This window comes from Candidatus Binataceae bacterium (assembly GCA_035500095.1).
In the GTDB taxonomy this organism is placed as follows: domain Bacteria; phylum Desulfobacterota; class Binatia; order Binatales; family Binataceae; genus JAKAVN01.
Window position 1 is genome coordinate 1 of the sequence record DATJXN010000148.1, and the last position, 20,398, is coordinate 20,398.

A 20,398-nucleotide genomic window follows, 5' to 3' on the forward strand; every position below is an offset into this window, starting at 1 on the left:
ACCATGTCGCGCGGGCCGTCGCCGAAAACGCGATAAGCGATGTGAACGTCACCGCTCTTGGCGTATTTTACCGGACTATCCATCGTCTACCTCCGGATCTTTTATTAAGGAGACGAATCGTCGCATCGATTAAACACCGGAGTGAAAAAATACATGCGCGCATCGGCGCCGCGCAAAGTTTGGTCCTATACCCGAATCAGCCACTTCGCAACCCACGCACCGAGTAACTCCGCCGTCGTCCGACCGCGCGGCGCGGTTGCCCAGTTGCGCCGCCAACACGGCCGCGTGATCGATCCGTCTCCGACGGACCGTCGCCGCCGTCGGCCTCGACGGGACGCGCGCCCGGGCCGACCGGACCGCGCATCGGGACGGGAGCGGGTATCACGCGCTCGACCTCGATCGGCCTCGCGGGCTCCCGCGGCGGCGGCACGAGCCCGGGATAAGGCGAGGTGGGGGGCACGCCGGCGATCGTTCGTTCGCTCATATCATCCTGAGCAACGCGAACAGGGCCGCCCCGAACGCGATCGCGACGGCGATGTCGGCGGCGATCAGCTTAATCCGCTGCATCGATCTTCTCGATCTCCTTGCGCAGGCGCAGCCGCTCCTCGAGCTCCCCCTCTTTGTATGGGTCGAGCGACTCGATCTTATTGAGGAGCAACGCTCTGCTGGTATGCTGGGTCAGGGCTCGCACGTGTTTCTATGGTTTGCTGGTCGGCTGCAAACATTGCCTGTTCAGCCTGGCAGGCCTGAGGGTCGCTTTGATGCGTCGCGAGGCAGGTACGCTGCGCCACTCGCGAGGTGTCCAACTTTCGCACATCCTCATCCATGGCGGCGGTGCGTGCGCCGAGCACAACAGCCACTGGCACCAACGCTAGGTACATCGTCAAACGCTTCAAAGTGCGTCTCTCTTTGCGTAGCCTACCGCGCTATCCTCAGCCTCCCCGAGCTGGCAAGCCTTCATTCGCAGCTGTTCGGCAAACTCAGGGTCGCGCTCTCTCCAATGATTGGGCCAGCAGCCATGCCGACCTCGCGAGTTGCGTCTCGAACGCTCGGTCTTGGAAGCCCGCTCCTCATCCTCCTCTACGGTTTTTATACCCCCCGGATTCGCTGAACGTGAGTCCAGCGGCATCCGCCAGATTCCTTGGCGCGCGATCTACAGGGCCGTCCAGTAATTTCACAATTCTTCTCTTCGCGGGGTTCTAGCTTCCAGCGGGACGGATGCCTCGCTTTCGAGCCAAGGGCTCGGGGCTGTCTTCGCGAGATTAACCGACAGGAGAGCGGCGATGACGCGAGTTTATTACAGCACCGTCTTCGAACAGACGGCCGACCAGGTGTGGCGCGCGATCCGCGACTTCAACAGCTATCCCGAGTGGGTGGCGAGCGTCAGCGAAAGTCACATCGAGGACGGCAAACCAGGTGACGCGGTCGGGGCGATCCGCAACTTCGTCGAATACGGCACGCGCATCCGGCAGCGCCTGCTCGCCCACTCGGATCTCGACCGCTCCTACACCTACGAATCGTGCGGCCCGCTCGGAGCTATCAGTTATTACCGGGGTACCGCGCGCGTGACGCCAATCGTCGATGGCAACAGGGCCTTCGTCGAATGGTCGGTCGGCGTCGAATGCCCCGACGCGGAACGCGAGCACTCCGCGGCGTTGCTCGAGCAGGCGATGCCGCAATGGCTGAACTCGCTGCGGGCGATGCTCCAAGGACGAACGGCGGAGGAGCGCGCATGAGCGAGCTTGCGGGGAAGGTCGCCGTAGTGACCGGAGCGTCGCGAGGTATCGGCCGCGCGACCGCCGAGCGCCTCGCGCGCGACGGCGTATCCGTGGTGATCAACTATGCCGTCAGCGGCGAGGAGGCTAAGGCGGCGGTGCGTGAGATCGAGGGGCAGGGCGGCAAGGCGATCGCCATTCAGGCCGACATCGCGCGCCTCGATGACATCGCACGTCTCTTTCGCGAGACCGTCGCGCGCCTGGGCAGGCTCGATATCCTGGTCGCCAACGCGGGTTACGCCTGTTTCAAGCCGTTCGCGGAAATCACCCCGGAGGATTTCGATCGAACCTACGCGCTCAATGCCAGGGGAACTTACTTCTGCCTCAAGGAGGCGCTGGGTCATATGGCGGACGGCGGCAGAATCGTCTGCGTATCGACGATCGGTACCGTCCTGAATGTTCCGGGCGGCGCGTGCTACTTCGGCAGCAAGGCGGCGGTCGAGCAATTCTGCCGCACGCTCGCGAAGGAGGTTGCGCCGCGCGGAATCACCGTCAATGTAGTTTCGCCGGGCTTCACCGAGACAGCGATGCTGCTCGCGAACATCGACGACGCGGCGCGCCGCAGCCTGATCGAGACGACGCCGCTCGGCCGTCTCGGACAGCCCGAGGAAATTGCCGACGTCGTCGCGTTCCTGGTCAGCGAGCCGGCGCGTTGGATCAACCGCCAGAATATCGCCGCCGACGGCGGAATCGTCAGCCGGTAGGCTGGGGAGAACGTGAGACCGCCCGCTTTCGCCTGATGGCTTTCGATCGCGACGCCACGAAGGACGCCGCGGCGTCGCCTCAACCTCCAGACGACACCGCTCGGCTGTCTCGGGGCAATCTGATTGGTAGCTTTGAGACCTTAGTCCTGGGCAGCGGCGTGATTCACCTGCTCAGCAACGACCGCTCGCGGCAGCATCATCTTGTTCTCCAGGCCTATCGTCCAGTTGGCATGATGCGCGGCGATTCCGCGAGGGCTGTGCGGGACTATTCCAGGTTCCACAAGCCCAATCCATGCAAGCCGTATGTCCAGACGATGGATGGCGGAAGCAGGATTGCCTCGGACCTCGTGATAACCTGATTCAACGCGGGCTGATCGGATTTCGCCTCAGGCAAGCGCGATTTGACCGATTCCAGCACTCCGAGAGCAACCTCTCTCCTCTCAAACAACATGAAGCCAGCGCACATCCCACCCGCTCCATCGTCCTGGAACGCATACTCCGTGCTTGTTTTTTGCATATGTTCGACAACGTCGTCCTCGAAGTGGCGGAACACCGTAATATCCACGTCGAGACAGGCGATGCTGCCTGAAGATGGCATGCTGCCCGCCAATTCGAGCAGTGCGTCTATCTTACCGGCGATTTGCGTGTCTTCCATCCGGGCTCGAAATAAGTCCCGCATTCACAAAGTTGCGGTACATGAGCGGCAGATAGGGTATCTCCCGGCCTCATCGGCAGATGGGTTACGAACCAATCGAGCAGTTGCCGATGTGTCGCCGAAAATGTAGTCAGCCAGTGCAACGCAATTCTCCTCCATCGAAGCCCTTAGAGCGCGCCGTGCGATCGACGTTCTCCCAACCCATGCGCTGGATTGCCTATGCAGCCGGCGAGGATTCCGGTGAAGATTTCGGCGACAATTCCTGCTCGAGCGCTCTCTTCACGGCGGGACGCTCGGACATGCGCCCAAGATGGCCGTTCACTTTAGGGAAGCGCGCCGAATCGACGCCATCGGCTTCCAGCCACCGCGCCAGCGTAAAGAGGTAAGGATCGCAGACCGTGTAGTCCTTCCCCATCACCCACGGGCCGGCGAACATCTCGCGCTCGATCAGATCGAAGCACTCGGCGACCGATTGCGGCACTTTCTTCTGCATCGCCGCGATCGCGGCGGCGTCGTCCGCGTCCACCCAGCGATAGCCGCGGACGCGGTGCGCATGGGCGACATGGACGGTCGAGCAGAGGTAGCTGTTGAACGCCTGCACCTGCGCGAACGCGAACGTGTCGACGAGCGGCGCGAGCCGGGCTTGCGGAAAAGTTTGGGCGACGAAAGCCAGAATTGCCGGAGTCTCGGTCAGGATGCCGCGATCGGTCACGAGGGCCGGCACGCGGCCTTTGGGATTGATCGCCAGGTAGTCCAGCTTTCGCTGATCGCTGGCGCGAAAGTCGAGCCGCACGGTTTCGTAGCGGGCGCCGGCCTCTTCCAAGGCGATGTGCGAGGCCAAGGCGCAGGTGCCGACGGCGTAAAACAACTTGAGCATATGCAACTCCTTCGCGCGCGAACGGCCGATTCGCGGCCGCCATTCGCGGGCCGAAGCGGCGCTCGCGGCATTAGTGCAGACGTCTCGCGTTACTCGCCGAGCATCGCCTCGAGCTTGGCCTGTTTCATCCTGAGCGTGGCTTCAAGCCCGCCAAGCCCCTCGGTGCGGATCACGCGATCGAACTGCGCTCGGTAGTTTGAAACCAGTGCGATGTCATCGACCACGACGTCGTACATCAGCCAGCCGCGCGGCCCGCGCTCCAGCAGGAAGCTGATTTCGATCGGATCTTCGCCCGGCTGGAGCACGGTGGCACCGACTCGGGCGAAATCGGCGCCCTCAAGCGTTTCCGCCCCGATCTCGATTTTGAGCTTGGAGTACTCCTGGATCTCGCCCAGATAGGCATCCTCCAGGAACGCTTCGAATAGCGGCACGAACTCCTGCTGCTGCGTGGGCGTCATCTCCGTCCAATGCGTTCCGAGCACGTTCTCGGCCATCCTCGCGAGGTCGAGGTTGCGCTCGGCGAGCGCGCGCAGTTCGCGTCTGCGCTGCTCGATGGGCATCGCGGTGTTATGGAGAAGCGCGACGGCGTCGTCGATGGCGCTGGTGACCGCGGCGCGCGGCGTCCCGACATCAGCGGGCGCGGCGACCGCGCCGGCACGCAGCGCTGGCAACGAAAATAACAGCGCCATGGCGAGCGCAGTCGCCCGGCTCATCATAAGGCGTGCGGCGGCTGCGGGGCGTGCCCCGCGATGCGCCTACTGCAGATGCTTCGCCTTTTCGTGGTCCGCACGGGCCGACGTGATCTCGTCGGCGTTGGCGATGTCGAGTCCGAGCGCCTTTATCGAAACCTCGAACCGCTCCTGCATCGTGGCGTCGTCCTGAGTGAAATTGCGGACCAGGCAGCAGTACTCGAGCGACATCCCGTTCGGATCCTTGAAGTAGATCGAGTGCGCCCATCCGTGATCGACCACGTCGGTCACCTGTACGCCCTTGTCGATGAGTTCGCGGCGCTTATCTTCAAGCCCGGCGATCGACCCGGCTTCGAAAGCGAAGTGATAAAAGGCCGCCGGCGTGCCTAGTCCGCGGTTGATGCCCGCGTCGTACTCGACTGGAACACCGGGAATGCCGCGAGGCTCCATGAAGGCGAGCAGCTGATCGCGGCCGGTATCGAAAAAAATGTGGCGGATGGCGCCGCCTTCCTTGATCTTGATCGTATCGGCAACCACGACCTTGAAACCGAGCACTTTCTCGTAGAACTCGCGGGTCTTGTCGAGGTCGAGCGTGGAAAGCCCGACGTGAGAAAATCCCTTGTTGGTCATCGCTGTTTCTCCTCGCAATACGATCGGGTACGGCGCCAGGCGGGTCAAGCTCCCGCCCGCTCGCAGTAGTCATCTCTTAACACTCGCGCTACGCTCCAACAAGCGCCGAGCCATATCCAGGCCGCGCCGCCCGTTGATCATAGGCGCCAGCTCGATGCTAATCATTCGCTTGGACTGAGCCATCGCTCACGCCGCAAGGGAGGACCCAACGATGCCATCGAGTCGGTCAACTTCGCGGTCAACTTCGGGTCCATCGCCCTTGCAGATATACGAAGAACTGATGAACTTCGCGTGGAGAGGCCTCGCGCTCGGCGCCGCAGTCGAACTCGACCTCTTCAGCCATATCGCGGCCGGCAAGACCGGCGCCGCGCAGATCGCGGGCGCGGCCGGCGCCTCGGAGCATGGAACGCGCCGCCTGCTCAACGCGCTCTGCGGCATGGGGTACCTGAAGAAAACCGCGAAGAACTACCGCCTTCAGCCGAGCGCCGCCGAGTATCTGGTGCGAACCAGGCCGCTCTACATGGGCGACGCGGCGATGATCGGAAAGATGCTGATGGGCCCCTGGTCGATGCTCGCCGAGGCGGTCAAAAGCGGCCGTCCGCTCCAGACCGGTGCGACCGCGGAGGAGCGCGCCGCGTTCTTCTCGAAGCTGGTTCCCGCGATCTTTCCCGCGAGCTTTCTTTCCGCCACCGCGGCCGTCAAGCGCCTGCCGGCTGCGGCGCGGCGCAGGATCGGCCGCATCCTCGATATCGGCGCGGGCGCGGCGCCATGGTCGATTCCCTTCGCCAGGGCGCTCAAACGCGCGCGCGTGACCGTGGCCGATTACCCGGTGGTCGCACAGGTCGCTCGCCAGTACGCCGAACGGTGGGGCGTGGCCGACCGCTTCGACTATCTCGAAGGCGACTTCCGCGAGCTCGATTTCGGAACAGGGTTCGACCTGGCGATCCTGGGCCATATCGTGCATGGCGAGGGCGCCGATTGGGGCAGGCGCCTGCTGAGGCGCGCCTGCGACGCGCTCGGCGACGGCGGGATGCTGCTCATCGGCGAGTTCGTTCCCAACGACGAACGCAGCGGACCGGCGTCAGCGCTGCTTTTCGGCCTCAACATGCTGATCAACACACCGGCGGGGGACGTCTTCACGATGCGCGAGTATCGCGAATGGCTGAAGGAGGCCGGCTTCAGGAAAGTGACGGCGATGCCGGCGCCCGAGCACGTGTCGCCGCTCATCCTCGCGACCAAGTGACGGCTGCGAATCCATCGAATCGCGCTCAGTGCGCCGATGATAGCGGCGCGGCGATTTTCTCGAGGCTCATCCGCTCCGCCGCGATCCCGAAAATGGCCTCGACCGTCGCCGCCGCAAGCATCAGGGCCGCGGCGACCAGGTAGCCCCACAAGAGCGCGGTGCGCGATTGGGAATCTATCAGGCGCCCGAAGAACCATGGCGCGACCACGCCGCCGACGGCAGTTCCGGCGGAGTAGAAGATCGCGATCGCCAGCGCGCGCATCTCGAGCGGAAAGATTTCGCTGACCGTGAGATACGCCGAACTCGCCGCCGGCGAGGCAAAAAAGAACATCACCGACCAGAGGATCGCCTGGGTGGTCGCGGTCAGGTCGCCGCGCGCAAATAGCCATCCGGTCAGGATCAGCAGGATAGCCGCGAGCGCGAAGGTCGCGCTGATCATCTGCCGGCGGCCGATGGTGTCGAAGAAATGGCCCAGGGTCACCGGCCCCAGGAAATTCCCCAACGCAAACGGCAGCAGGTAGAGCCCGGCCGCATGCGGCGACACGCCGTAGTAACGCGTCAGCACCAGCGCGTAGGTAAAGAAGATCGCGTTGTACATGAAAGCCTGCGCGACCATCAGCACAAGGCCTAGCATCGAGTGCGAGCGGTACTGCGTCACCATCGGCCACAGCACGGTGCTCAGGCCGAAGTGCCGCCGCTCATGCAGCCGCAGCGCCTCGTCGGCCGACGGATCCTCGAGCCGCGCGCCGGTCTCGCTCGCCACGGTCCGCTCGATCTCGGCAACAGCTGCGTCCGCCGCCTCGCGCTGGCCGTGAGTCACCATCCATCGCGGACTTTCCGGGATATAGCGGCGCAGATAGAGAATGCACGCGCTGAGAATCGCTCCGACGCCGAAGCCCAGACGCCACCCGAGATTGATCGGCAGGATCCGCGGATTCAGCAGGACCACCGTCGACGCCGCTCCTGCCGCGGCTCCCAACCAGAAACTGCCATTGATCATGAGATCGACGCGGCCGCGAAACCGCGCCGGGATAAGCTCGTCGATAGCGGAGTTGACCGCCGAGTATTCGCCGCCGATGCCGGCGCCGGTCACGAACCTGAACAGCGCGAAACTCCAGAGATTCCACGAAAACGCGGTCAGCCCGACGCCGGTAAGGTAGATGGCGAGACTTATGAAAAAGAATTCGCGCCGCCCGTGCCGATCGGTCAGATGGCCGAAGACCAGCGAGCCGAGGACCGCGCCTGCGAGGTAGGCCGAGCTTATCCCGCCGATCTGCGCCGCGCTGAAGTGCAACACTTCGGGGCTTTGCAAGACGGCGCTGATCGCGCCCATCAGCGTGACCTCAAGGCCGTCGAGCACCCAGGTGATGCCAAGACCGATCACCAGCAGCCAGTGGAATTCGCTCCACGGCAGCCGGTCGAGGCGCGCCGGAATCAGGGTTTCAAAGCTCTGGTCGATGTCGAAGCTCTCGTCGCCGATATCGATGCGTTGTTGTCAGGCGCTGCGAACCGCCTCGGGTGCAAACCGGATAGTGAACGTGGCGCCCTTGTCCTTCTCGCTCGCGACCGCGATCGCTGCGCCGTTGAGTTCGAGATATTTTCTGACCAGCGAGAGCCCCAGGCCAACGCCCTCGAATTTGCGGGTCAGGCCGGGGTTTTCCTGCGAGAAAGCCTGGAAGATGTGCGGCAGATAGCGGGGGTCGATTCCTACGCCGGTATCGCGCACCTGCAGGCGGAGCGCGGCGTCCTCGCCACGCCAGAGCCGCAGCGTCACCGCTCCGCGTTCGGTGAACTTGATCGCGTTCTGCAGCAGGTTGGTCAGCGTGTTCGAGAGACAGACTTCATCGAAAGTCACGACTGCCCCGGGCTCGGCGATCTCGGCGCCGAGCGAAAGGCCTTTTTTGGCGGCCAGGATTTTGAACTCGCGGAGCAGCCCTTCGATGAATTCGCCGAGCGCGATCGGCTTCGGATCGAGCCGGTACTCGCCCGCCTCGATCCTGGAGATTTCCAGGATCGAAGCGATGGTGCCGAGCAGCCGCTTGCCGGCGCGGCGCACCGGTTCGGCGTAGTCGCGCGCCCTGTCATCGCCGAATTCGGCCAGCCGCTCGGCCATCAGGTCCGCGTAACCCAGGATTATGTTGAGCGGAGTGTGGATCTCGTGGGTCACGTTGGCCACGAAGGCGGACTTGATCCGCGATGCCTCGAGCGCCGCGTCGCGCGCCTCTCGGGCTTCCTTGGCCATCAGCCGAAAGCGTTCTTCGCTCTCGCGCAGCTTCTCGGCGGTTCGCCGCGCATCCTCATACAAATGGCGCAGACGGTCTTCGCGCAGCCGAACGTAGACGCGGCCGATCGATTCGATCGCTTCGCTCCATAGCCGGTTGAACGGCAGTAGCGCGCCGATTTGCCCCTCGTCGCCTTCCAGGCTGCGGCCGATCTCCTGCACCAGCAGGCCGCGCACCGCGTGGGCGGAAGCGAATAGCGCCTCGATCGTGGCGCGCTGGCGTTCGGGTTCGTCGAGCTGGCTGCGGACTACGTTTTCGATGAATCTCTCATGAGCGGCGAGCGCACCCTTCGGATCGCGCTCGGCCAATCGCTCGAAGAACGCGTGCAGAAAAGGAACCGTCATCCCGCGCAACGTCTGGCGCATCCGCGGGATCTTGTCGGAAGGCGCGCTGAGTTGAATGCTTTCGGCCCATCGCTCCGCGGTCCTTTCGAGATTGGGAAGCAGGCGGCGCGCGACCTGCGCCATCACGTCGCATTCGCGGCTGGTAAATTCAGAGGATGGATGCTCTACGTTGTCCAAGGGCCGAACCAAGAAGACACAAAGTAGAGTGTGCCTTCAAAATTAGAATGTCTATGCGAACCGATCAACTTGATTGATGTTAAATTGACGAAGCAAAACAGAGACGGCCAATAGAGCTAAGTCATGCATCTCTGTGCCAATATTTAGCAATCTAAGCGTGATGCTTAGCGAGGTATCGAGTTAACGACCCAAGCGATGGAACGGCCTCGGCGCGGAATTGACGGCCGCGTCTCCGATCCGCGATTGCGGCTGCTATACCTTCTGCTATCGAGGACAAAGACCCGGGGCTATCTTGGCTTCGTCCCTGGGGGAGCCATTCCAGCTCAACGGGAGGTGAAATCATGCCGCTTTTCGAACGTGCGAACGTTTCGCTCTACTACGAGGAATACGGATCGGGGTATCCGCTGCTGCTGTTCGCACCTGGCGGGATGCGCTCGAGCATCGACTTCTGGCACCGCAGCCCCTTCGATCCGACCGCCGAGCTGGCGCAGGACTTCCGCGTGATCGCGATGGACCAGCGCAACGCCGGCCGCTCGCGTGCGCCCGTCGGCGCGGCCGATGGATGGGAGACCTATGCCGCCGACCATCTCGCCCTGCTCGACCATCTCGGAGTGCGCCGCGCCCACCTTCTCGGGGGATGTATCGGCTCCTCATATTGCCTGGGCCTTACCCGGCTCGCACCCGAGCGCGTTGGCGCCGCCGTGCTGCAAAACCCGATCGGCCTCAGCGACAACCGCCCGGCGTTTTACGAGATGTTCGACGGATGGGCAGGCGATCTGAGGAAGGAACGCCCGGAGCTAAGCCGGGCCGCGTTCGATTCCTTCCGCGCACGGATGTACGACGGCGACTTCGTCTTCTCGGTGTCACGCGAGTTCGTACGCGGCTGCCGCACGCCGATGCTGATCCTGGCGGGCGACGATCTCTATCATCCGGCGCCGATCTCCGAGGAGCTCGCGCGCCTGGCGCCCGACTGCGAACTCATCGCGAAGTGGAAGACGCCCGACGCGACGCCGGCGGCCGTCGCGCGCGTCCGCGCCTTCCTCAAAGCGCACCAATAGCGCTCAGTCGATGGCGAGGCTGGCGAAGGAGACCAGCGAATCGGTCTGCGGCTCGAGCGCGATGTCGTAGTGGAGCAGGCGCGCGCGCCGGCCGCTCAGCAGTTCGAGCTGCGTGTACATCGGCGCGAGGCCGCAAATCTTGCGCTGATCGCCGTCACGCGCGATGTCGGCGAAGAAGGCGCCGGGATCGCCCCCCTTGATGGTTTCGATGAGCGCAAGGTCCTCGCGCCGCACGCGCTCGGCCACGCCGTCGTCGAGGCCGAAGGGATCGCCGAACTTGCGCCCGACGTGGGCAAAATCGACACCGGCCAGAATCAGCACCCGGCGGCGCTCGGCCGCAAGCTCCTCGCGCAGCGCGTCGAGAAAGCGGGCGACTCGCGCCGCGCCCGCAGGACGCTCGTTCGCGCCAACCATCCGATGGAACGAGCTGACCAGGATCGGCGCGACCTGGTAGCCGCGCACCCCCAGCGCCCAGGCCAGAAAGAGCGCCTGGAACTCGATCGAGTGTTCGTTGCGATGGAGCATCTCGTCGGCGAAGAGATCGCCGCCGCGCGAACCCGCGTAGCGCGCCGCCAGCCGCTCTACAAAGGCGCGATCGGTCGGCACCGCACCGAGCGGAGTGACGTAATCCTTGCGCGTGGCGCTGAACAACTCGGGTCCCGCGCCGTAGTGCGAAGTACCCAGGATGACGATCAGCTCCGGGCGCTCGCACCGGCGAAGCTCGTTATAAGCCCATGCGTAAGCCGCGGCGCCCCGGCGCGGATCGATATGCGGCGCGATGAGGCCGGCGAGTGATGCGGCCTGCACCGTGGACGAAGGCGACGCCGCCGCCGGCGCAAGCGCGTCGCGGCCGGGCGCATGCGGACGTTCGAAGAACGACTCGATCTCGGCGCGCAGCCGCGAGGCCTCGGTTTCATAGCATAGCCCTGCGAACGCCGGCGCCCGCGACGGGCTTTGCCCGAACTCCTCGCGCATCGCACCCATCCGCTCCGCGAAGACCGGCGAATCGAGAAAACCGGCGCGGTCGAGCGTGGCGATGAGCTCGCCGATCTTCTCGGACGGGATGATCTCGCCGAAGCGGCGGCTGAACGCGGCCTGCAAATCGAGCGTCGAGTTGGTCCCGTCGAACAGCGTCACCAGGAAATAGGCGCCCATCCCCAACATGATCGGCTCCGGCGCAAGGCCTGACGGATCGCGCAGACAGATCAGCGTCTGGTCCTGTTGTTCCATCGGAAAGGCTTCGACCGGGCGAATTATCGGCTTGTCCATCGGCCTTGATGCTCCGCGGCGAGCGGCGCGGCTCGGTTAAGACTATATAATGATCGGCGCATCTGCCGATGGAAAGGCCGCAAACACCTGGATCGGGATCGGACGCGAGCGATGACGCACGGCAATAGCCGGGGCCGGAGCCTCAAAGGCACGGGAGGCGCCCGCGCGCGCCGCGTCGCGAAACGCGGCGCGGTCCGCTTCCGCGTATGCCGGGCGGATGCGCTTAAGCCCGGCGAGTCGATGAAATTCATGCTGCCCGTGCGGGGCGCGGATGAGGAATGTTTCCTGATTAATTTCCGCGGCGATTTTCACGCCTACGTCAACCGCTGCCGCCACGTGCCGATGGCGATGGACTGGATCGACAACCAGTTCTTTGCCGGGCAGGGGCGGTACCTGATGTGCCAGACGCACAACGCCTACTTCGAGCCGGCGAGCGGCGAATGTATCGCGGGCCCGCCGAGTGCCTGCGGAAAATTCCTATATCGCGTACCGCTCGAGATCGACGGCGGCCTTATCTATGCGCGTCCGCCCGAGCAGGATATCCAGGATTAGGACTTCGAGGACTAGCCGCGCCGCGCACTGGCCGCTCACGTGCTCGCGGGCCTTAATCGCGCCCGCATCCTTTATTATTCGGTAGTTGCGCCGGATCGAGTTGCGCCGGATCAGGGCTTTTTGGATAATGGCATCCGAAAAAATCTGCCGCCTGAACCGGGGAGGATCTACGGGATGAAATCCTGGAAGTTAGCGCTCTTGGGTGTCATGGCAGGAGCCTGCGTTACCGGTGCGTATTCGGTCCCCGCGCTCGCGCAGGCGGAAACCACCGCCGCGCCAACCGCTCCGCCGCCCGCGACGCACAAATTCCGCAGAGAAGATGTTTTCAACACGATGACCAAGGTGTCGCGCGACGTCTGGCGCGCCAAGATCTCGGGCGCCAGCGCGCAGCATATGCAGGAACTGTTTCTCGACGGCCAGCGCGCCTACTTCAAGGGCGACTACGATGCGGCGATGAGCGATTTCACGGCCGCCGAGAAGATCTACAAAAAGTACCCGAACGCGATCACTCCGGATTAGTTCCCTCGCGCCGGGTTCACCGCGTCCTGCCGAATCGGTTCCTCTTAGCCCCGCGGGCACCCGCGCCGCATCGGAACACTCGGCTGCGCGGCTCCATCTTCGCGTTCACCGGATCGATCTCGAGCTAAAGCTGTTGCACAAGACCGGCTCAGACCCGGAAGTTAAGACTGTCGGCAAAACGGGATGATCAGGCGGCGGCGCGAGACACGCGCCGCGCTCATTCGTATTCGTCGCCGAAATGCGCGCGCACGATGCGCGCCTTCAGATATTCCAGGGTCCCGAGGTCTTCGACGATGTCGCCGCCGGTATCGTAAAAGAACAGCTCGCCGTTCTTGGTACGCCCGACCGCGATAATCCATTCGAGCTCGTCGCGATCCTCGAGCAGATAGTTGATGGTTTGAGCGACGCCGCGGCCCGGAATAATCGTAATCTTCGGGCGCGGCGGCTTTTCCTTTTCCTGCTTCGGCATCGCTTTGTTGGCCCTCTGCCGGGTGGGAAAAAAGGGCCGGGTCGACAATCCACATTAGGAACGGGTCGGCGCCGAAGTCAATACCGCATGGGCAACGACCTCGACGTGATGCGTGTTCGGAAAAAAATCGAACGCGCGCAGCGCCGCGATCCGGTACCCGTCGGCGCAAAGCGCGCGCAAGTCGCGCGCAAGCGTCGCCACGTCGCACGAAACGTAGATCACCCGCGCCGCGCGCATCCGCATCAACGGCTCGATCAGGTCGCGCGCGCCGCTACGCGGGGGATCCATGATCACCACGTCGGGCCGGTAGCGCGCGCGGAGCAGAAACTGCGCCAACTCCGCCGCCGCCATCGCGGCGAACTCCGCCCGCTCGAACCCCAGACGCTTCGCATTGCGCGCCGCCGCGGCCACCGCCAGCGCCTCGGCGTCGACGCCCATCACTTCCGCGCCGCGCCGCGCCGCGGGCAGGCTGAAGTTGCCGGCGCCGCAAAACAGATCGAGCACTCGAGCGCCCGTTCCCGCCACCGCCATCTCCATCACCGCGGCGACCAGCTTCAGGTTCTGCGCGCGATTGATCTGGCTGAAAAGGTCGGCCTCGACCTCGAGTTCGAGTCCCGGCTCGAGCGCGACCGCGATCGAGGCTTCGCCAACCACCTCGCGCACGCGGCCCGAGCGCAGCACCGCGCCCGCAATTCGCGCGTCGCCTGCGACCAGCCGCCGCGCCCGCTCGAGCACGGCCGGGCCGGGCGGCCGCGCCAGATGCGCTACCAGCACTTCACGGCCGCGATCGGCGACAACCTCGATCTCTTCGCATTCGATCGCCGCGGCGAACTCGCGCGGCATCCGGATTTCCTGCGCCGCCACGATGCAGCGGTCGACTTCGACCAGGCGGCGGCTGCCCGATTCATAAAATCCCAGCCGTCCGCCGCGCGCGGCCTGGAACCTGATACGGGCGCGGTAACCGAACTCGGCCGGGGCCGGCTCGATCAGAGCCGCGGGATCGAATTGGAGGCCGAGCGCGCGATTGAGCGCCGCCGCAACGACCTCCGCCTTGAATCGCACCTGCTCCGGATAAGCGATTTGCTGCCAATCGCATCCGCCGCATCGCGGCAGGTAGGAACAGGGCGGCGTGCGGCGCGCGGCGCTCGCCTTGAGCACGCGCTCGACGCGCGCGACCAGATGCCCCGCGCGCTGCTCGGTAACCGTGACCTCGAGCAGGTCGCCCGGCGCCGCGTTGGGCACCATCACGGCTCTGCCGTCGAGCCGTCCGACTCCGAACGGCCCGAATGTCATCGCGGTTATCTCGACCTCTGCCATTGAAAGAGCGTATGCGCTGATGCGGTTCGATCTTATCCCATCGCCGACGCGATGTCCGGCGGTATAGCCGTGCGCGCCGCAGCCGACCTATAATTTCCGCACGGGTCCGTCCCGCATCCCTGCGATTCGGATTTCCAGGTGACAGCGTTGGCCAGCGAAGCACAAAACTCTACGACCGTCCCGGATGCCGCGCGCGAGAGCGCGCGATGGCTTGATATTTTCACGGAGCATCTGTTCGGTGGACTCTCTGCCGCCGCCGCGGCGCCAATCTCAGCCGAACGCCGCGCGCAGATCACCGCCCAGGCCTTCGAGTTTTTCTCGCTCCGCGCCGAGCGGATCAAGGTCCGCGTCGTGATCGAGCCGCGCAGCGACGGCGCCGGCGGCTTTGCCGAAACGGCGATGGAGGACTGCCCGTTCATCATCGACAGCACGCTCGAATACTTTCATCACCTCGGCCTCGGCGCCGGCCTGCTGATGCATCCGGTGCTCTCCGTGGCCCGAGACAGCGGCGGCCGCCTGGTCTCGCTCGAAGGCAAGCGCGCGGCCGAGAGGCCCGAGTCCTTCGTCCATCTTGAACTGCGCCTCGGCGGCGTGGCGCACGACGCCGCGCAGATCGCCGCAGGCCTCAAGCAAGTGCTCGAGCAGGTTCGCGAGGCGACCGGCGATTTCGAAGCGATGACCGCGCGGGCGCTGGAAATCTGCGAGGAGACCGCGGCGCAGCGCGAGCTGGTCGAGCTGCGCGACCTGTTGCGATGGCTGGTCGGCGGCGGCTTCGTTTTTCTCGGCTATCGGCGCTATCGGATCCGCAAGGAAAACGGCAGCCGCGCGCTCGCGGTCGATTTCGAGTCGCCCCACTCCGCGCTCGGCCTGCTGCGCGATGCGGGCCGCTCGCGTTACGCGCAGCCGGTCGATCTCAAGGAGCTCAAGCCCGACCATCGCAAGATGCTGTTCGAGGGCCCGGCGCTGATCATGGGCAAGACCCATACGATGTCGCAGGTCCATCGGCGCGGCCTGATGGACGACGTCACGATCCGGCGCACCGGCCCCGGCGGCGAGATAACCGGCTTCGACCGCTTCGTCGGGCTCTTCACTTCCAAGGCCTACTCCGAGGAGGCGCAGCACATCCCGCTGCTGCGGGCCAAACTACGCGAGGTGATCGAGGCCGAGCACGCCGCTCCGGGCTCGCACAACTACAAGGAGCTGGTGGCGGCCTTCAACAGCTTTCCCAAAGAGGAGCTGTTCCGCGCGCCGGTCGCCGAACTGCGCGCGCAGCTCCATCTCATCCTCGATCACAAGGACGAGGCCGCGGTCCGGGTGAGCACGCACTACGACCCTGTGCGCGGCGACGTCGTCGCGCTGGTCGTGTTGCCGCGCGAAAGCTTCTCGGCCGAAGTGCGCAAGCAGATCCAGGCCGCGTTCGGCCGCATCCTGGGCGGCGAGCTGGTCTACTACTACCTCGCGATGGGCGAGGGCTATCAGGCGCGGATGCATTTCTGCTTCGACGCGCCTTCGCCGTCGGCGGCGCAGTTGCGCGCGATGGAGACCGAGGCCTCGCAACTGGCGCGCACGTGGGAGGATCGTCTGCGCGAGGAGCTGGTCGAACGCTTCGGCCTGCGCCGCGGTCCGGTGCTCGCGCAGCGATGGCTCGGCGCGTTCAGCGCGCATTACAGGGCCGGCACCACCGCCGCGCGCGCCGCGGGCGATATCGAGCGTATCGAAGACCTGCTCGAGGGCGGCCGCAGCTTCAGCGTCGAGCTGGTGCGCCAGGGCGGCGGCGCGGCGCCGGCGGCGAGCGAGCTCAGGATGTTTGAAGTCGGCGAGTCGCTGCGCTTGAGCGACGTGATGCCGATGCTCTCGAACTTCGGCATCGTCGTGATCTCGGAAGAGGCCGACGAGCTCAAGATCGATTCTCCGGACGCCGGCTTGCGGGCTTTCGTCCAGTCGTTTCGCGCACAGGACAGCCGCGGCGCGCCGCTTGAGCGCACGAGCGGGGCAGCGATGGTGGCCGAGGCGCTCGCCGCCGTGCGCAGCGGTCGGGCCGAGGACGGCCCCCTCAATGCCCTGGTGCTCGACGCCGGGCTTGCCTGGCGTGAAATCGCGCTGCTCCGCGCGTACGTCGCCGCGGCGTTCCAGATGCGGCTTGCGCCCGCGCTCCCGGCGCTGCGCCGCGTGCTGCTGATGAATCCGAAGCTCGCGCGGATGCTGGTCGAGATATTCCGGCTGCGGATGGATCCCGCGGGACCTGGCAGCGGCAACGCGCATTACGCCGGATTGCGGGCGGCTTACCTGGAAGCGCTCGGCGTGATCGACAACATCGCCGACGATCGCCTGGCGCGGGCGCTGCTCGGGATGGTCGAGGCGACGGTGCGGACCAACTATTTTCGCGAACCGCCCGCGCCTTACATCACGCTCAAGTTCGAGAGCGCGCGCATCCCCAATCTGCCCGACACGCCGCCGCTCTATGAAATCCACGTCGACAGTCCGACCATGCAGGGATGCCATCTGCGCGCCGGGCGCATCGCGCGCGGCGGCATCCGCTACAGCGACCGACCCGAGGACTTCCGCACCGAAATCCTCGACCTGATGAAAACCCAAACGGTCAAAAACGCGATCATCGTGCCGACGGGAGCGAAGGGCGGCTTTATCGTCAAGCCGCGAGCCGGCCGCGGCGTCACGCGCGAGGACGTGGTCGACGCGTACAAGACGCTGATCCGCGCGATGATCGAATTGACCGATAACGTCGCCGGCGGCAAACGCGTGCGTCCGGCCATGGTCAAAGTGCTCGACGAGGACGGCCCCTACCTGGTGGTGGCGGCGGACAAGGGCACCGCCGCGTTTTCCGATCTGGCCAACGCGATCGCGGCCGAACACGACTTCTGGCTGGGCGACGCCTTCGCCTCGGGCGGCCGCTGCGGCTACGATCACAAGGCGCTCGGCATCACTGCGGGCGGCGCGTGGGAGTCGGTGCGCTGGCATCTGCGCCAGATGGGCATCGACCTCGCGCACAGCGCGCCGATCACGATGGTCGGAATCGGCGACATGTCGGGCGACGTTTTCGGCAACGGACTCTTGCAGTCGGACAACGTCAAGCTCGTCGCCGCGTTCGACCATCGCCATATCTTCATCGATCCCGATCCCGACCCTAAGAAAAGCTTCGCCGAACGCAGGCGGCTGTTCGAACTGCCCTCCTCGCAATGGTCGGATTACAACCCGGCGCTGATCAGTCCGGGCGGCGGCGTCTTTCGCCGCGGCGCCAAGAGCATCGCGCTCAGCCCGCAGGCCCGCCGCGCGCTCTCCTGCACTGCCGAGGTGCTCGACGGCGACAGCCTCATCCAGGCCATCCTGCGCGCCGATGCGATCCTGCTCTACAACGGCGGCGTCGGCACGTACGTGCGCGCGACCGATGAACGCGACGCCGAAGTCGGCGACCACGCCAACGACGCCTGCCGTATTGCCGCACACGAGCTACGAGTCAAAGCGGTGGCCGAAGGCGGCAACCTCGGCTTCACCCAGCGCGCGCGCATCGAGTACGCGATGGCGGGCGGAAGGATCAACAACGACGCGATCGACAACTCGGCCGGGGTCGATACTTCGGACCACGAGGTGAATCTGAAAATTCTGCTCCAGCCGGCGCTTACCGAAGGGCGCGTCGATCTGGATCGACGAAACCGCGCGCTGCTGGGCGTCGCCGCCGAGGTCGCCGCGGCAGTGCTGCGCGACAATCGCGACCAGGTGGTGCTGCTGAGTCTCGAGCAGCTGCGCAGCCGCACCAGGGCGCGGGAGTTCCGCGATCATTTGAGCGCGATCGAGCAGCGCGGCGCACTCCATCGCTACGAAGCCGCGCTACCGAACCACGAGGAGCTGCGCGACCGGCGCGGCCGCTTCGCCGGCCTGACCCGCCCGGAGCTCGCGGTGCTGAGCGCCTACACCAAGATCGATCTGTTCACCCAGCTCGAGACGTGCGCGCTGCTCGAGGATTCCTATCTGACCGCGCGCTTCCTGCTGCCCTATTTTCCCGCTTCGATAGCGCGCGACTTCGCGCTCGAAATTCCGCGCCACGGCCTGCGCCGCGAGCTCATCGTCACTCGCCTCGTCAACGAGCTGGTTGACCTGATGGGCGCGAGTTTCGTCTTCCGCCTCGCGCAGAGCCACGGCGCGCGGACCGAGCAAACCGTCCGCGGATGGATCTTCGCCGAGGGCGTGCTCGACCTGGTGGATCAGGCCGAGGTGCTGCGCGCCGGCGGCGGCCTGGACGCGCAGGCGGAGCTGGCCGGGCTGATGGCGCTTGCGGACGCGGGCGAGCGGGCCTGCGGATGGGCGATCGCGGGGCTCGACCCCAGCGTATCGCTCGGCGACGCGATCGCGCATTACAAACCCGGCTTCCAGAGCCTGTGCGGGGAATTCGAGAGCATGCTGGCCGACGATGAGCGGGAGCGTTTCGAGCGCAGTTACCGCGAATTGCGCGCGACCGTGCACACCGAACAGCTCGCGCTGCGGCTCGCCCGCCTGGGCTTCGCCGATCATCTGCTCAACGTATTGAGTTTGAGCTTCGCCCGCCGCGGCGCGCCGGCCGACTGCGCGCGGGCCTACTTTGCGCTAAGCGGTATCATCGAATTCGCGACCCTCGAGCGCGCGCTCGAGGCGATCGGCGCCGACGATCGATGGGAGCGGCGCGCGGCCGAAGAGCTTGCCGGCGATCTGCGCAGCGCGCGCCTGGCGCTTTGCCGAGCGGTGCTGCTCCGAAGCGACGCCCCACCTGCGCAAGCGGTGCGCGCGCTGCGCAACGGGCACGAGCATCCGTTCGACGCGATGACCGAGGTGATGACCGAACTGCGTACGCTGCCGGCGCTCGAATTGCCGGTGCTGCAGGTGGCAATTCGCGCGCTCGGGCGCCTCGCCGCCGCGCTGGGCGGCACGGCCTAGGCGCTGACCGAAGGCAGCGGCGCGGTCGGCGGGAGCGGCTGAACCTCGCCGAGCGCTATCTGCTCAGCCGCAACCGCACGCAGGTCCTCGTACAGGCGCAGGCCCGCGGCGAGCAGAAAAGCGAGCGTCGTATAGAGCACGGCCACTGCCAGCAGGTCGACCAGGAAAATCGATGCCCACAGCGCGCCCGTGATCAGCCCCACCCATCCGGCAAGCAGACTGACCGCAAAGAAAGTCCCGCCCGCCCACGAATTGAAGCCCGACCATACCGCGAGAAAGACCACGATTCTCAGCGCAACGCGAAAGAAGCCGCCCCGCGTCAGTTCGCGGCTGTAGAGCAGCGCCGACCATCCGCGGCGTCCGTCGAAAATCAGCGCATACTGCGAAAAATAAAGCCACACGTAAGCCAGAATTCCCGGCAGCACCAGCAGCACGGCACCTACCGCCATCGCCAGCACCTGCAGCACGCTCACCAGCACGAACGGCCCGAGCAGGCGCGCCGCCTCGCGGTAAACTTCGATTCCTTCATCGATCGGACGCGCCATCCGCTGCCCGGCGCGGATCCGCCTGAGCGCGCAGAGCACGATAAGGTTGACGCCGACTACCGTGATAAAGCCGTCAACCAGGTGCAGGATGGTCGTCATCCATGGCGGAAAGGGTGGCTTGGGCGCGGTGCGCGCGACCGGCGCGAACGGAGTCTGAGCCGGTTTGACGAACTCCACGCTGGTCACGCCGGGCTCGAAAGTCTGCACCAGCGAGTACTGGATGTTGAGCGCGTCGGGCAGCAGGCAGAGTGCGGAAGCCACCACCAGCGGCGCCAGTACCACGGCGACGACAGCCCAGGAGCCGCGCAGGTCGTTGACCGCATTGGCGAGATAAATGAAGCTCGAACGGAGCCGCGCTTGCGCCATCGCG

General features: G+C 65.3%; 18 protein-coding genes. 8 read left to right on the forward strand and 10 right to left on the reverse strand.

What is annotated here, in order from left to right:
* The 3 genes from VMI09_16660 to VMI09_16670 all read left to right on the forward strand — a co-directional run.
* On the forward strand, positions 1-227 hold a 227-nt coding region (locus VMI09_16660), incomplete at its 5' end, for a hypothetical protein (protein HTQ26322.1).
* A 1,056-nt stretch (positions 228-1,283) separates the two neighbouring features.
* On the forward strand, positions 1,284-1,736 hold the full coding sequence (locus VMI09_16665) for an SRPBCC family protein (protein HTQ26323.1): 453 nt from the start codon (positions 1,284-1,286) through the stop codon (positions 1,734-1,736).
* Positions 1,733-2,479 carry a glucose 1-dehydrogenase gene (locus VMI09_16670; GenBank protein HTQ26324.1) on the forward strand — a complete coding sequence of 249 codons (747 nt, stop codon included), beginning with the start codon at positions 1,733-1,735 and terminating at the stop codon, positions 2,477-2,479. The genes VMI09_16665 and VMI09_16670 overlap by 4 nt, the downstream gene beginning before the upstream one ends.
* Positions 2,480-2,744: 265 nt before the next feature.
* Here VMI09_16670 and VMI09_16675 read toward each other — a convergent pair whose 3' ends face one another.
* The 4 genes from VMI09_16675 to VMI09_16690 form a co-directional block, all read right to left on the reverse strand.
* On the reverse strand, positions 2,745-3,134 hold the full coding sequence (locus VMI09_16675; protein ID HTQ26325.1) for a hypothetical protein: 390 nt from the start codon (positions 3,132-3,134) through the stop codon (positions 2,745-2,747).
* A gap of 217 nt (positions 3,135-3,351) precedes the next feature.
* Positions 3,352-4,011 carry a glutathione S-transferase N-terminal domain-containing protein gene (locus tag VMI09_16680; protein ID HTQ26326.1) on the reverse strand — a complete coding sequence of 220 codons (660 nt, stop codon included), beginning with the start codon at positions 4,009-4,011 and terminating at the stop codon, positions 3,352-3,354.
* Between the two features lie 89 nt (positions 4,012-4,100).
* Complete coding sequence (locus VMI09_16685) at positions 4,101-4,682, reverse strand: ABC transporter substrate-binding protein (GenBank protein ID HTQ26327.1); 582 nt, start codon at positions 4,680-4,682, stop codon at positions 4,101-4,103.
* A gap of 84 nt (positions 4,683-4,766) precedes the next feature.
* Complete coding sequence (locus VMI09_16690; protein ID HTQ26328.1) at positions 4,767-5,330, reverse strand: VOC family protein; 564 nt, start codon at positions 5,328-5,330, stop codon at positions 4,767-4,769.
* Positions 5,331-5,610: 280 nt separating this feature from the next.
* Between VMI09_16690 and VMI09_16695 the strand changes: the two genes are divergently transcribed.
* Positions 5,611-6,573 carry a methyltransferase gene (locus VMI09_16695; GenBank protein ID HTQ26329.1) on the forward strand — a complete coding sequence of 321 codons (963 nt, stop codon included), beginning with the start codon at positions 5,611-5,613 and terminating at the stop codon, positions 6,571-6,573.
* Between the two features lie 25 nt (positions 6,574-6,598).
* Here the strand turns inward: VMI09_16695 and VMI09_16700 are convergent, their stop codons facing one another.
* Both VMI09_16700 and VMI09_16705 read right to left on the reverse strand, forming a co-directional pair.
* Positions 6,599-7,957 (reverse strand): MFS transporter, encoded by a 1,359-nt coding sequence (locus VMI09_16700; protein HTQ26330.1) that lies wholly within the window; start codon positions 7,955-7,957, stop codon positions 6,599-6,601.
* A 111-nt stretch (positions 7,958-8,068) separates the two neighbouring features.
* Complete coding sequence (locus VMI09_16705) at positions 8,069-9,322, reverse strand: HAMP domain-containing sensor histidine kinase (protein ID HTQ26331.1); 1,254 nt, start codon at positions 9,320-9,322, stop codon at positions 8,069-8,071.
* Positions 9,323-9,717: 395 nt separating this feature from the next.
* On the opposite strand from VMI09_16705, the gene VMI09_16710 reads away from it, so the two are divergent.
* Positions 9,718-10,434: an alpha/beta hydrolase gene (locus tag VMI09_16710; GenBank protein ID HTQ26332.1), complete on the forward strand. Its 717-nt coding sequence runs from the start codon at positions 9,718-9,720 to the stop codon at positions 10,432-10,434.
* 3 nt (positions 10,435-10,437) lie between these two features.
* Here VMI09_16710 and amrB read toward each other — a convergent pair whose 3' ends face one another.
* Positions 10,438-11,703: an AmmeMemoRadiSam system protein B gene (gene amrB, locus VMI09_16715; protein ID HTQ26333.1), complete on the reverse strand. Its 1,266-nt coding sequence runs from the start codon at positions 11,701-11,703 to the stop codon at positions 10,438-10,440.
* A gap of 111 nt (positions 11,704-11,814) precedes the next feature.
* Between amrB and VMI09_16720 the strand changes: the two genes are divergently transcribed.
* Both VMI09_16720 and VMI09_16725 read left to right on the forward strand, forming a co-directional pair.
* A complete protein-coding gene (locus VMI09_16720) occupies positions 11,815-12,255 on the forward strand; it encodes a Rieske 2Fe-2S domain-containing protein (GenBank protein ID HTQ26334.1) in 441 nt (146 codons plus the stop codon).
* A gap of 39 nt (positions 12,256-12,294) precedes the next feature.
* A complete protein-coding gene (locus VMI09_16725) occupies positions 12,295-12,774 on the forward strand; it encodes a hypothetical protein (protein ID HTQ26335.1) in 480 nt (159 codons plus the stop codon).
* A 217-nt stretch (positions 12,775-12,991) separates the two neighbouring features.
* On the opposite strand, the gene VMI09_16730 is transcribed toward VMI09_16725, so the two are convergent.
* Entirely contained in the window at positions 12,992-13,243 is a 252-nt protein-coding gene (locus VMI09_16730) for a hypothetical protein (protein HTQ26336.1), read from the reverse strand.
* A gap of 54 nt (positions 13,244-13,297) precedes the next feature.
* The gene (locus VMI09_16735) at positions 13,298-14,536 is read right to left on the reverse strand and encodes a methyltransferase domain-containing protein (protein HTQ26337.1); all 1,239 of its coding nucleotides are present in this window, start codon (positions 14,534-14,536) and stop codon (positions 13,298-13,300) included.
* 171 nt (positions 14,537-14,707) lie between these two features.
* Between VMI09_16735 and VMI09_16740 the strand changes: the two genes are divergently transcribed.
* Positions 14,708-19,483 (forward strand): NAD-glutamate dehydrogenase domain-containing protein, encoded by a 4,776-nt coding sequence (locus VMI09_16740; GenBank protein ID HTQ26338.1) that lies wholly within the window; start codon positions 14,708-14,710, stop codon positions 19,481-19,483.
* Here the strand turns inward: VMI09_16740 and VMI09_16745 are convergent.
* Positions 19,480-20,394 carry a hypothetical protein gene (locus VMI09_16745; GenBank protein HTQ26339.1) on the reverse strand — a complete coding sequence of 305 codons (915 nt, stop codon included), beginning with the start codon at positions 20,392-20,394 and terminating at the stop codon, positions 19,480-19,482. The genes VMI09_16740 and VMI09_16745 overlap by 4 nt on opposite strands.
* Positions 20,395-20,398: the final 4 nt, after the last annotated feature.